Annotated in this window: 11 protein-coding genes; 7 read left to right on the top strand and 4 right to left on the bottom strand. The window is 67.6% G+C overall.

All coding sequences use genetic code 11. From position 1 onward, the window contains the following. Positions 1-34: 34 nt before the first annotated feature. Genes BUB75_RS22205 through BUB75_RS22190 form a run of 4 tightly spaced genes read right to left on the bottom strand, consistent with a single transcriptional unit; the run spans position 35 to position 4761 of the window. Positions 35-511 carry a lipocalin-like domain-containing protein gene (locus BUB75_RS22205; RefSeq protein WP_143175350.1) on the bottom strand — a complete coding sequence of 159 codons (477 nt, stop codon included), beginning with the start codon at positions 509-511 and terminating at the stop codon, positions 35-37. A 58-nt stretch (positions 512-569) separates the two neighbouring features. Beyond that, positions 570-1796, bottom strand: coding sequence for an acetyl-CoA hydrolase/transferase family protein (locus BUB75_RS22200; RefSeq protein ID WP_073259682.1), 1227 nt, complete (start codon positions 1794-1796; stop codon positions 570-572). Then, on the bottom strand, positions 1796-2977 hold the full coding sequence (locus BUB75_RS22195) for an acyl-CoA dehydrogenase family protein (protein WP_073259681.1): 1182 nt from the start codon (positions 2975-2977) through the stop codon (positions 1796-1798). The genes BUB75_RS22200 and BUB75_RS22195 overlap by 1 nt, the downstream gene beginning before the upstream one ends. Continuing rightward, a complete protein-coding gene (locus BUB75_RS22190) occupies positions 2977-4761 on the bottom strand; it encodes an acyclic terpene utilization AtuA family protein (protein ID WP_073259680.1) in 1785 nt (594 codons plus the stop codon). Before BUB75_RS22190 ends, BUB75_RS22195 begins: the two co-directional genes overlap by 1 nt. Positions 4762-4952: 191 nt before the next feature. Between BUB75_RS22190 and BUB75_RS22185 the strand changes: the two genes are divergently transcribed. The 7 genes from BUB75_RS22185 (at position 4953) to BUB75_RS22155 (ending at position 12307) form a co-directional block, all read left to right on the top strand. Further along, positions 4953-5702 (top strand): FadR/GntR family transcriptional regulator, encoded by a 750-nt coding sequence (locus BUB75_RS22185; protein WP_073259679.1) that lies wholly within the window; start codon positions 4953-4955, stop codon positions 5700-5702. Positions 5703-5876: 174 nt separating this feature from the next. Then, on the top strand, positions 5877-6713 hold the full coding sequence (locus BUB75_RS22180) for an enoyl-CoA hydratase/isomerase family protein (protein ID WP_073259678.1): 837 nt from the start codon (positions 5877-5879) through the stop codon (positions 6711-6713). Further along, positions 6701-7882 carry a CaiB/BaiF CoA transferase family protein gene (locus BUB75_RS22175; RefSeq protein WP_084741578.1) on the top strand — a complete coding sequence of 394 codons (1182 nt, stop codon included), beginning with the start codon at positions 6701-6703 and terminating at the stop codon, positions 7880-7882. The genes BUB75_RS22180 and BUB75_RS22175 overlap by 13 nt, the downstream gene beginning before the upstream one ends. 125 nt (positions 7883-8007) lie before the next feature. Beyond that, complete coding sequence (locus BUB75_RS22170) at positions 8008-9132, top strand: sugar ABC transporter substrate-binding protein (protein ID WP_178379951.1); 1125 nt, start codon at positions 8008-8010, stop codon at positions 9130-9132. A 2-nt stretch (positions 9133-9134) separates the two neighbouring features. Next, positions 9135-10676 carry a sugar ABC transporter ATP-binding protein gene (locus BUB75_RS22165; protein ID WP_073259676.1) on the top strand — a complete coding sequence of 514 codons (1542 nt, stop codon included), beginning with the start codon at positions 9135-9137 and terminating at the stop codon, positions 10674-10676. Next, positions 10673-11719: an ABC transporter permease gene (locus tag BUB75_RS22160; protein ID WP_073259675.1), complete on the top strand. Its 1047-nt coding sequence runs from the start codon at positions 10673-10675 to the stop codon at positions 11717-11719. The genes BUB75_RS22165 and BUB75_RS22160 overlap by 4 nt, the downstream gene beginning before the upstream one ends. A 21-nt stretch (positions 11720-11740) precedes the next feature. Continuing rightward, entirely contained in the window at positions 11741-12307 is a 567-nt protein-coding gene (locus tag BUB75_RS22155) for a cupin domain-containing protein (protein ID WP_073259674.1), read from the top strand. Position 12308 lies beyond the last annotated feature (1 nt).

Genomic DNA, 12308 nt, shown 5'->3' with positions numbered 1-12308 from the left:
AGACCTCCGCATCTCAACAAACGATCGCTAACCGTCAGAGGCGCTCGTAGGTGACGCGCCAGCCTTCCGCGGGATCGGCCGGTGTCAGGACGAGCGTGTCGCGGGATACGACAAAAACGCGGGTCAGGCGCTGGCCGATGAGAGTGCGTACGGCTGCTGACTGGACCGTCACCTGAAACGTCTTCGCCTTTTTGTCGACGGTGTACTGCCCATAGAAGGCTTCGTATCCGTTCACCGTGTATGCCGTGTCCGCCGCGTCGGGATCGGGGTTCATGGCCTGCACCGACACGTTCCCGGACTTGGTGAAGATGATCTGGCCGGAGTAGGGCACCGGAGCGAGATTGCCCCCCGTACCGACCTCCAGCGTCGTCATCCGCCAGGCGCCGACGAGGGAAGATGTGCCGTGACCGGCGGTGTCGGACCGTGCGAGCGCGGGCGCGGACGCCACGAGTCCGAGCGCGAGCACTACGGCGACGACCAGAGCGAACGGCATATTCCTGCGCTTCGTCATGCTCCTACGCTAGGCAGAATCGAGCTAATTAGGGACTTACTGGGAGTACACCCCTGCGTCACAGCGCCACCGCGACCGCCGCGAGTTCATCGCGGTGGTCGGGATGGCTGATTGCGGCAAGTGCGCGGGCGCGCTCGCGGACTGCGCGGCCGCGCAGATCGGCGATTCCGAACTCGGTGACCACGAATTGGGTCAGCGTCCGCGGCACCGTCACCAGACCACGGTCGATGACCGGGACGATCCGGGAGCGCCCACGCCCGGTCGTGGAGGGCAGTGCCACGATGCTGCGGGCGCCCGGGAGCATGGACGCGATCGCGAAGTCGACGCTGCCGCCGATACCGCCGGCCTGCCCGCGGGCGATCACCTCGGAGTTGATCTGGCCGAAGAGGTCTACCTCCAGCGTCGAGTTGATCGACACGAAGTTGCTTCGCCTCCTGACGGCTTCGAGGCCATGGGTGTCCAGCGCGTGCCGTAGCTCCACACGTGGGTTGCGCTCGACCCACTTGTAGAGGTCCGTGCTGCCCAGTACCTCGCCGACGATGGCGGCCGGTCCGTCCGAGACGCATGCGCCCGATTCGATCAGTGTGCGACCCGCATCGGTGAGCTGCGACGTGAGCAGGAGTTCTCGGCGACCGACGAGTGCGCGTAACACGGACTCGGGGATCGTCCCGATCCCGGACTGCACGGTGGCCCCGTCCGGGATCAGCGACGCCACGTGCCCGGCGACGGCTGCGTCGCGCTCGTCGGGCTCCCGGTGTGGGAAGGCACGCAATGGACGAGCGGCGTGGACGACGTGGTCGAGTTCGGATTCGTGCAGCAGCGTGTCGCCGAGTACGAACGGCATGTGCGGGTTGACCTGCGCGATCACCACGTCGGCGCGCTGGGCCAGCAGACGGTTGAGGCTCGCGCTGACGCCGACGCTGTGGTAGCCGCGCTCGTCCGGCTCGGAGACTTGGAGCAGGCACACGTCGAGCGTGCGGTTCTGCACGTAACGGTAGGTCTGCACCCAGGTCAGCGGCAGGAAGTCGACGTTCGGCCCCAGCCCGACGTCGCCGAGCAGGGTCTGCGGCATGAACCAGGTGATCAGTTTCAGCTCGTTGCCCAGATGCGGTGTGAGCGCCTGATAGCCGTCCAGGAGCATCCCGGACAGGAGCGTGACCGGGCCTGCGTCCGCGACCCGGCGGGCCAGCGCTTCGAGCAGGACGACAGGTTCGGCGCTGAGGCTGCCGCAGGCTACGGTCATGCCCGGCCGGACGACGGAGAGTGCTTCGTCGGGCGTCGTCATCAGTAGCTCTTCGGCAGGTCGAGAACCCGCTGGGCGATGTAGTTGAGCACCATCTGGTTGTTGACCGGCGCGATCCGCTGGAGCCGCACCTCGGTCCAGTGGCGTCCGATGTGGTACTCGCGGGCGAACGAGTAGCCGCCGAACGTCTGCATGACGTCGTCGGCCGTTTTCCACGCCGCCTCGGTCGTCAGGTACTTGGCCGAGTTGGCCAGCGAGCCGATCGCGGCGGCGCCGTGCTCCTCGCAGGCCGCGATCGCCGTCTGCAAGACCTGTCCGGCCGCCAGAAGATGCAGGTAGTCGGCGGCCAGCGGATGCTGTACCGACTGGTTCTTCCCGATCGGCCGGTCGAAGACGACCCGTTCCGACGCATAGCGGGTGCCTGCCTCCAGGCACCACCGGCCGATGCCCATCGCCACCGCGGACAGGTACAGGCGCTCGGCGTTCAGGCTGTGCAGGAGGTGGTAGAAGCCCTGGCCCACCTCGCCGAGCACGTCCGCGGAGCCGACGACGTGATCGTCGAAGTACACGTCGGCGGACGCGAACGCGTTGCGGCCGATCTTGGGGATGGGCTGCACCTCGACCGTCGGCCGATCGAAGTCGGCGAGGAACAGCGTGAGGCCGTCGCCGCGGCGGTCGGTCGGCCCGGGCTCGCTGGTGCGGGCCAGCACCATGACCTTCTGCGCGTACGGCGCGCCGGAGTTCCAGGTCTTTTGCCCGTTGAGTAACCAGGAGTCACCTCGGCGGGTCGCCGACACGCTGATCCGGGTGGTATCCGTGCCGGCGTCCGGCTCGGTGACTCCGAACGTGATCAGCAGGTCGCCGGACGCGATCCGCGGCAGTAACGTACGGCGCTGCTCCTCGGTGCCGAAAGCGAGCAGCGAGGGCACGCAGAGCAGGGGAGCGTGCACGCTGGAGCAGGCGTTGAGCCCGCCGCCGCTCGCGCCGACCTCTTCGAGTGCGGCGCAGAAATCGGCGATCGTGCCGCCGCCTCCTCCGTACTCCTCGGGAATGAGGATGCCGAGGAAGCCCGCGGCGGCGAACGCCTCGACGAAATCCCGGGCGTACTCGTGCTCACGGTCGTGCTGTTCCCAGTACGAGGCCGGGAACTTGGCACACAGTGCTCGCACCGCTTCGCGGACGTCCTTGCGTGCTTCCAAGTGCGGGAAAGCAGTGCTCTGCATCAGATGTCTCCCCGTGACGCCAGGTGGGCGGGTAACTCGATGACGCGTGAGCCGAGGTACTCGCCCAGCCCTTTCGCTTGGGTGTCGATCGCGATGCTGGAGGCCGTCCCGTCCTCGAGGAAGCCGTTCACGACGAAGTTCAGGCCGAGGATCCCGGGTAGCTCGTACCGCTGCACGGGCAGTGCGGCGGCCTCCGCGACCAGTTGCTTGAAGCGCGACGGAGTGAGATACGACCTGATCCAGGCGTAACTCTCGGGGTCTCTGGCCCACACACCGACGTTGGCCAGGCCCGCCTTGTCACCGGATCGCGTGCCGAAGTACCGGCCCAGCTCGACCTGGACCAGCTCGTCCTCGAAGGCCGGCGGCGGGTCGTCGGGCGGGTCCTCGACGGTGAGTTCGTAGGCCAGCTCGGGCCAGGCGACGTCGAACGGCTCGGCGTCCTGCGGATGGACCCGGGCGACGACCCGGCTCTTCTCGATCAGGCACGGCCACTGGACGGCCGTCGACTTCTCGGACGAAGGGCTGCCGACGAAGTAGCACCCGGGGATACTGGAGATGCCGAGCTGGGTGATCGCTCCGGAGAACGCGCGCCGTCCCACGGCGTCGGCATCGGGGGAGCGAGCCGTGATGACGACCCAGGCCGTGGCCTCCGCGAGTGATCCTCCGGAGTCGGCCGGCCCGATCACCGTCCATCGGTAGCCGTCGAAGCGGTCCGCGCCGGTGAGTACCTGGTCGACCTGGTGGCGGAGCCAGGCGATCTTCTCGGGGATGTGGGAGCCGGTGAGGCCGATTGTGAAGCTGTTGCGGTAGCCGCTGTCGTAACAGATCGACAGTTTGGCCGTCGACGTGGGCGCGTACCCCACCGCGCGCGAGATCCGGACCGCTCCGTCGCCGGCGTCGCTGACCTGCACCGTGCGCAGATCGCCGACGACGTCGGGGTTGTGGTAGAGAGGTCCGCCGACCTCGTAGAGCAGCTGGGCCTTCACCGTGTCGACGGTGAGACACCCCTGGTCGGCGACGGACTTGGTGAGGACCGCGCTGCCGTCGTCGAAGATCTCGGCGATCGGCATCGGCGGGATGCCGAGCGGCTCGTGCTCGGAGAAGAACGAGTAGTTCCCGCCGGTCACCTGACCACCGCACTCGATCGCGTGGCCGGCCCACAGGGCGCCGGCGAGCCGATCGAAGTCGGTGGCCTTCCACCCGAAGTGGAACGCGGCGGGGCCGATGACCAGGGAGGCATCCGTGACGCGGGGACAGATGACGATGTCCGCGCCGCGTTCCAAGGCCTCGACGATCGGCCATGCCCCGAGGTACGCGTTGGTGGTAAGGACGCGCTCCGGGGCCACGACGAGTGCCTCGCCCGTGTCCAGATTGCGTAAGAGCTCGGGCTGCAGCGCCGACAACTGCGGGAGGACGTCGTCACCGGAAATGGCCGTGACGTTCAGCGACAATCCCTGCTCGCGGCAGAGTTCGCGGACCGCCTCGGCGCAGCCGAGCGGGTCGAGACCGCCGGCGTTGCAGACCACCTTGGTCTTCGACGCCGCGATCCGGGCCAGCACGGGGCGCAGCTGGCCGAGGAACCCGGCCGCGTAGCCGGGGCGGCCGGCTTTCTGGTTCTTCCGCAGGATGAGCATCGTGAGTTCGGCGAGGTAGTCACCGGTGAGGTAGTCGACGCCCGCGGTCAGCAGCTCGTCGATCGAGTCGAGCCGATCGCCGTAGAAGCCGGAGAAGTTGCCGACGCGCACGCCGCGCGTGGTCGGGTCGCTGCCTGCTCGTTCCACCATCTGCGCCTCCGCGCCAGTGCGCCCGGCTAATCCCTGATAATGATTAGGGCAGAAACTAGGTGTGGGCCTTGACTGCGTCAAGGGGTGTGACGGGACGTATCGTCGACCGGACCGGCGGACGTGTGATCGTGAGGCGGACGGACGCCGAACGGTGTCTTTCACCGGCAGGCGGACCAGGGAGGCGGGAACGGATGGGCGGTCCGCAGCGGGCCAAGAATCGCCGGCCGGTCAAGCTGGCCGAGCAAGTCGCCCAAGCGATCCTTCAAGACATCGAGAAAGCGGGCATGGCCCCCGGCCAGCGCCTACCCGCCGAGGCCGTGATGGCCCAGGCTCACGGAGTCAGCCGGGGCACACTGCGGGAGGCTCTGCGAATCCTGGAAGTGCACGGCCTGATCACGATCAAGTCCGGGCCAGGCGGTGGTCCGGTGTTGGCCGAGATGGACCACGAGGACTTCGCGCGCATGGCCACGCTGCACTTCCAGGCCACCGGTGTCACGTTCCGGCAGCTACTGGAGGCCCGGATCGTGCTTGAACCCCGGATGGCCGAGCTGGCCGCGGTGAACGGAAGCGCTGATCAGGTCTCCGCTCTCCGCGCCAATTTGCAGGCCCACGGCGAGGCCCGGAACGTCGACGATCTGATGGTCCATGCCCACGCGTTCCACTCGATCGTTGCCGACATGGCCGGCAACAACAACAAGGCGTTGTCGCTGATGACCTCCTCACTGCACGGCATCTTCGACATCTACCAGCGGCGCGGGCGTGACCTGGACGTCATGCGCGAGACGGTACGGGTGCACGAGCGGATCACCGATGCGATCGAGCGGCGCGACTCGGCGAAGGCGGCGCTGCTCATGGAGCTCCACATGGAGCAGAGTGCCGACACCTTCGCCCGGGAGAACCCCACGCTCATCGACCGCGCGGTGTCCTGGTTGATCTCCTGACCTTCGTCACGAACACGTTTCGGCGACTTCGCTCGGTTCTCTTGACGACCCTAATCATTATGATAGATCGTGTGACCCACTCAACTCCGTGACTTCCCGTCGCGCTCTCCGAGCTATCGGATGAGCCAGCGCGGCGAGGGGAGGCGGAGCGCCCGCGACACAGGCGGAGGGGCGATGGCGAGCGTCGACTTCCAGGTGGCCGACCACGTCGGGCACATCATCATCAACAACCCCGAGAAGCGGAACGCGGTCACCTCGACCATGGCGAAGCAGCTCGAGGCGATCTACGACGAGATCGACGTCAACCGGCACATCCGGGCGGCGGTCATCAGCGGCGCAGGAGGGGAGTCGTTCAGCGCCGGCGGTTACGTCCCGGACTACGTGGAGACCGTGGTCGGCGCCGAAGGCACCGGCCGCAGAACGGTGCTGCCCAAGCCGTGGCGGATCTCCACCCCGTTCATCGCCGCGATCGAGGGCTACTGCGTCGGCGGCGGCTTCGCGCTGGCCGTCGCGTGCGACCTGCGGGTGGCATCGGACACCGTTCGGATCGGTGCCTCGGGCCTGAAGCGCGGACTGGTCAACGGAGCCGGGTGCACCACCCGGTTAGTGCGGATCGTCGGCCTCGGCAACGCGTTGGAGAGTTTGTTGACCTCCGAGTACATGCATGCGGACAAGGCCTACCGCATCGGACTCGTGCAGCGGGTCGTGCCGGCCGGACAGGCCGTCGCCGCAGCGTTGGAACTCGCAGCGGTGATCGCTCAGTTCAGCCCCGAGGGGGTCGCGGCGACCAAGCGGATCGCGTACGACAGCATCGACCTGACTTGGGACGAAGCGCTCGAGTGGGAAGAGCGGATCACCGAGGAGGGCTACCGAACCCCGGATGCCCTGGAGGGCTTCTCGGCCTTCGCCGAGAAGCGTCCGGCGGTGTTCGGACGCAACGAGGGCGGCCCGGAGGCGCTCGGCTTGAGCGCACACTGGCCGACCGGTGACGCACCGCAGTGGCGGTCCTGATGGGGCCGCTGGCCGGGGTCCGCGTGCTGACGATCGAGAACTTCATCTCGGCGCCGATCGCCACGATGTGGTTAGCGGACGCCGGTGCCGACGTCGTGAAGGTCGAGATCCCGGGCGCGGGGGACACGTCGCGCAGTGTGCAGCCGATTCGCGAGCGCGACGGTGAGCGGCGCAGTCTCTCGTTCATCCGCGCCAACCGCAACAAGCGCAGCATCGAACTCGACCTGAAGGATCCGGCGGGGCGCGAGCAGTTCCAAGCGCTCCTGGCGAAGGCCGACGTCCTGGTCGAGAACCTGCGGCCCACCGCGTTGAAGGCGCTCGGGCTGACCTACGACGACGTCCGCCGGATCAATCCGAAGATCATCTACGGCGCGATCTCCGGCTTCGGCCTGCCGGAGTTCAACGAGGGCGACCTGCCGTTCTGGCCCGCCTTCGACGTCGTCGCGCAGGCCATGGGCGGACTGCTCTTCCGCCCGGAGGGCGCGCAGGACACCCCGGTGTACGCCGGCTTCCCGCTCGCCGACATCTTCGCGTCCGCGAACCTCCAGTCGTCGATCTACCAAGCCCTTTATCACCGGGAACGCACCGGCGAGGGTGCCTGCATCGACATCTCGATGCTCGACGGTGTCGTCGCGTTCAACGAGCTGGCGCTGATCATGTACGGCGCCCTGAACGAGGTTGCCGCCCGTGGCATGCACGGTCTATCGGCGCCGTTCGGCTCCTACCCGACGGCCAACGGCCACATCGTCATCGCGGTGCTCGGGGAGCCGGTCTGGCGGCGGTTCACCGACGCCATGGGCCGTCCCGACATCGCGAACCTCCCGGAGTTCGGTAGCGGTCGCCTGCGCCACCAGAACCGGGAGGTGCTGGACGCGCACATCACGAACTGGCTGGGTCGGAAGAGCACTGACGAGGTCCTCCAGCAGCTTCGGGCCTACGACGTCCCGGCCTCACCCGTACTCGACATCAACGAGGTCATCGAGCTCGAAAATCTCCGCAAGCGCGGCATGGTGACCACCGTCGACGACCCCGTGTGGGGTTCGGTTCGGATGGCCGGGAACCCGCTGCACTCCTCGTTGATGGAGAAGATGCCGCTCGTGCCGGCTCCGGAGCTCGGCGCCGATACGGAGACCGTTCTGCGGGACTGGTTGGCCGATCCGGCCGATTGACGCGCTCAGCAGGGCTTTTCGAACTCGCTGATCCGTTTCAACCTCATGCATCATATATTATGTTTGCGATCCGCCTCACCCAACGGAGGGTTTCGATGCGTTTCAGACGGCCATGGACGGGCGCGGTGGCACTCGGCTTAGTGCTGGCAGCACTTCTGCTCAGCGCCTGTAGCGGTGGCGCGAGCGACTCGGCGAGTACCAGCTCGAGCGCGGACACCGAGGCGGTGAACGAGCTCTTCAAGGGAACCGAGGGCGTTCCGCCGGCGACGTCTCCGCCGCCGGCGAAGGGCAAGGAGGTCTGGTGGATCTCCTGCGGGCAGCGAACGCAAGCGTGCAAGGGGTATGCGGCCGCCGGCCAGGAAGCCGCCAAGGCGATGGGCTGGAACCTGCACGTCATCGACGGCAACTTGAACGAGGCGAACGGCTACGCCACCGCGATGCGAACCGCGCTGGCCGCGCGTCCGGACGCCATCGTCGAGAGTTCGTTCTCCTGCTCGACCGTCCAGCCGGAGCTGCAACAGGCCAAGCAGCTGGGCATCCCGGTGATCGGGGTCCGGACGGTGGACTGCAACGACGCGGGCGTCGGCCCGTCGTTGTTCACGGTGCCGATGATCTACAGCGAGGAAATTCCGGACAACAAGGCGTTCTGGACCGGCTGGGGTGCGCATCTCGGTGAGTTCATCACGGCTGACTCGGGCGGCAAGGCCAAGATCATCACGGCGTTCGGCCAGGGAGATCCCCAGTTCAAGTTCCTGAAAGACGGCTTCGATAAGGCGATCGGTGAGTGCGCCGACTGTGAGGTCGTCGCCGAGGTGCCGTGGACGACCACAGACCTGGCGCCGAACGGGCCGTGGGTCAACGCGCTGCGTAACGCGTTGACGAAGCATCCGGACGCGGACTACGTGGCCTGGCCGTTCGATACCAACGCCGTCGACGCCGGTGGCGCGAAGGCCGTGCTGCAGTCCGGGAGCGATGCGAAGGTGATTTCCGGGATCGGTACCGCGCCGGGGCTGGACCTGGTCCGTGCCGGACAGATCTACGCCGAGGGCGTCGCCTCCGACTCCGCGTGGTTCTCGTGGGCGGCGATCGATCAGCTCAACCGGCACTTCAACAAGCAGCCGTCGGTTCCGCAGGGCATCGGCTATGTATCGATCGACAAGGACCACAACCTGCCGAGTGAGCCGGGCAAGCCGTTCACCAGCAAGGTGGACTTCCGGAGCCTGTACAAGAAGGCCTGGGGAGTGGGCTGACGATGAGCGCTGTCCGAACCGAGACCGAGTCCGCTACCGCCTTGTCCGTGCAGGCATTGCGGAAGGTGTTCCCCGGAACGCAGGCGCTCAAGGACGTGGACCTGACGGTCCGGTTCGGGGAAGTGCACGCGCTGGTCGGCGGGAACGGGTGCGGCAAGTCGACGCTGATCAAGATCCTCTCAGGGGTCGTGCCCGCGGACGCGGGGGAGCTGACGTTCAACGGGCGTCAGCTCCCGGCCGCCGAGTTGACGGCGAGGGCCGCGTACGAGCTGGGTTTCCGGGTCGTGCATCAGGATCCGCCGCTGTACCCGGATCTGAGCGTCGCGGAGAACATCGCTCTGGGCGGCCACTACCCCACCGCCAAGTCGACGCGGATCGCGTGGGGAGAGGTCCGCCGCCGAGCGTCAGAGTTGATCGAGCGGTTCCGGATCGACGTCGACCCGGGCACGCTGGTGCGTGATCTGCCGGTCTCGGTCCGGACGCAGGTTGCGATCGCGACCGCGTTGCAGGACGTCAAGGACGATCGATGCATCGTCGCGCTGGACGAGCCGACCGCCGCGCTTCCGGCGGCGGAAGTGGGGTTGTTGCTCTCCACTGCTCGCCGGCTCGCGGAGATGGGACACGCGATCGTCTTCATCAGCCACCGCCTGGACGAGGTCATGGCGGCGGCCGACCGGGTCACCGTGATGCGCGATGGGCAAGTGTTTGCCGAGCACCGCACCTCGGAGCTGACCGAAGCGGTGCTTATCGAGTCGATCCTGGGCCGACGTGCGGACGAGATCCGGGGACAGCGAGCCACGGTCACGGCCGGGGAACCGATCCTGGCCGTGTCCGGGCTGAGCGCCGGCCCGGTCATCGACGTGAGTTTCGAGGTTCGCGCCGGCGAGATCCTCGGAGTGGCCGGGCTACTCGGGTCCGGACGGACCGAGCTGCTGACCGCGATCTACGGCGGCCTCGAGCGAAGCGCCGGTGAGGTGACGCTCGCGGGCCGGCCACTCCGCGGCGGTATGGGCCCGACGATCGAGGCCGGGGTGGTCATGATCCCTGAGGACCGCGCCCGCGGTGCCGCGTTCCTGGACATGACCGTGGACGACAACATGGATATCGGCGTGCTCAACCGGTACTGGCGCGGACTGCGGTTCCGCCGGGCGCAGATGCGCCAGGACGGCGACGCGCTCCGGGCCCGCTTCGGGATCAAGGCGCCGTCGGGTTCGGTCGAGATGCGCACGCTCTCCGGCGGGAACCAGCAGAAGACGATCCTCGCGCGCTGGCTGCGCCGGGACGCGTCGGTGCTGCTGCTGGACGAGCCCAGCCAAGGTGTGGACGTCGGCGCCAGAGCCGATATCTACGGCGCCATCCGCACCATGACCGTCGCCGGAGGCGCCGCCGTGGTGGTCACCTCCGACCTAGAGGAGCTCGCGCAGTTCGTCGACCGCGCGATCGTGCTGCGCAACGGGCGATTGATCGCCCAGGTATCCGGCGAGGAGCTCACCGCCCACCGCCTCAACGAACTGGTCCACACGCAGAGCGGGAAGCCATCATGACCGACACCGTCGTCCAGACCGAACAGCAACCTCCCCCCGCGGTCGCGCACAAGTCCCGGTTGGGATACCTCGAGCGCGCGGGTCTACCGATCTTCCTGGTGCTGCTCATCGCCGTGTTCCTCGTGACGCCCGGCATCGGCGAGCACTTCCGGACGCTCGTCAACCTGCAGAACGTGCTGGCCAACCAGTCGGTCACCGGACTGATCGCGCTGGCGATGGTGATCCCGCTGATCGCCGGATACTTCGACCTGTCGGTCGCGGCGATCGCCGGGGTGTCGAACGTGACCGTGGCCAGCCTGATCTCCGAGCACGGCCAATCGGTGGCGCTCAGCCTCGTGATCGGGGTGGTCGTGGGCGTGCTCGCCGGCGCGGTCAACACCTTCCTCATCGCGGTGCTGAACCTCGACGCGTTCATCGCGACGCTGGGCACCTACATCTTCTGGTCCGGTGCGCTCGCCCTGTATACCGAGGGGGAGACCATCGCCAACGGCATTCCGCTGGACTTCTCACTCTGGATCACCAACAAGTTCATCGGTATCCCCGCGCCGTTCTGGCTGCTGCTCGCCGTGGCACTGGTCGTCTGGTACTTCATCACGCAGACGCCGTTCGGGCGCAAACTGGCCGCCATCGGCAGTAACGAGAACGCGGCGAAGCTGGCGGGCATCCGTACCCGGCGTGCGGTGGGGATCACCTATTTGCTCTCGGGCCTGCTAGCGGGCATAGCCGGCGCGTTGCTCACGTCGTCCAACGGCGGCGGCGACTCCACCAGCGCCATCTCGTACCTGTTCCCGGCGCTCGCCGCGGTGTTCCTCGGAAGCACCGCGATCAACCCCGGGCACTACAACGTGTGGGGAACCATGTTCGGCCTGTTCCTCGTCGCGGTGGCCGTCAACGGCTTCACGCTCCTGGGCGCCGCCGCCAGCGTCACCCAGATGTTCAACGGCGCGGCCCTGATCATCAGCGTCGCGATCGCGACGTTCAGCACCCGCGCGCGGGAGCGAAAAGCCCGCGCCATCCAGCTAGAAAGCCTCCGTAACGCCTGAGTTCCTTTTCGAAAGGCCGCCATGCCACCCGAAGATCCGCCTCAGCTGGCACGCCTCATCGTCACCGGCACCGACGAGCAGAACCGATCGGTGATCGTGAGCGACACCCCGACTCCCACGTGGGTTCGCCGTCCCACCGGGACCGTGATCATGGACCTGTGGCAGACGAAGTCGCTACCCGCGCAGGTGGATGACGACTCGCACGACGACGGCGACGAGTCGTTGCGTCCGCCGGTCGGTGGCGGAGTGTGCGTCCGGGTCGCGATCTTCCCGCCGGACAAGGACGTCGACGCCGCCGCCACGGCCGAGTACGAGGCCGCGGCGACGGCGATCTACGGGGAGCAGGGCGACGACGGCCCGGGCGACGGGGCTCCCGCCCGGGCCGTGCCCGGGATGCACCGCACCGACACCGTCGACGTCGTCACGGTCCTCGACGGGGAGATCTGGATGGTGATGGACGAGGGCGAGACGCTGCTGCGGACCGGGGACTGCATCGTGCAACGCGGCACCCGGCACGCGTGGAGCAATCGCTCCGACCGCCCCTGCACGCTCGTCTCGACGATGCTGGCCGCCGAACGGAGGAGCTGAC

Origin of the sequence: Cryptosporangium aurantiacum (genome assembly GCF_900143005.1) — a bacterium.
GTDB classification, from domain to species: domain Bacteria; phylum Actinomycetota; class Actinomycetes; order Mycobacteriales; family Cryptosporangiaceae; genus Cryptosporangium; species Cryptosporangium aurantiacum.
Note: the sequence above shows the minus strand (reverse complement) of the source record. Positions and strands in the feature narration are given on the sequence as shown.

Coding starts and splice junctions, on each gene's coding strand:
- BUB75_RS22190 (WP_073259680.1), bottom strand. CDS start 4,761: ATGGTGGAACGAGCAGGCAGCGACCCGACCACGCGCGGCGTGCGCGTC.
- BUB75_RS22200 (WP_073259682.1), bottom strand. CDS start 1,796: ATGACGACGCCCGACGAAGCACTCTCCGTCGTCCGGCCGGGCATGACC.
- BUB75_RS22165 (WP_073259676.1), top strand. CDS start 9,135: ATGAGCGCTGTCCGAACCGAGACCGAGTCCGCTACCGCCTTGTCCGTG.
- BUB75_RS22195 (WP_073259681.1), bottom strand. CDS start 2,977: ATGCAGAGCACTGCTTTCCCGCACTTGGAAGCACGCAAGGACGTCCGC.
- BUB75_RS22205 (WP_143175350.1), bottom strand. CDS start 511: ATGACGAAGCGCAGGAATATGCCGTTCGCTCTGGTCGTCGCCGTAGTG.
- BUB75_RS22180 (WP_073259678.1), top strand. CDS start 5,877: ATGGCGAGCGTCGACTTCCAGGTGGCCGACCACGTCGGGCACATCATC.
- BUB75_RS22160 (WP_073259675.1), top strand. CDS start 10,673: ATGACCGACACCGTCGTCCAGACCGAACAGCAACCTCCCCCCGCGGTC.
- BUB75_RS22185 (WP_073259679.1), top strand. CDS start 4,953: ATGGGCGGTCCGCAGCGGGCCAAGAATCGCCGGCCGGTCAAGCTGGCC.
- BUB75_RS22155 (WP_073259674.1), top strand. CDS start 11,741: ATGCCACCCGAAGATCCGCCTCAGCTGGCACGCCTCATCGTCACCGGC.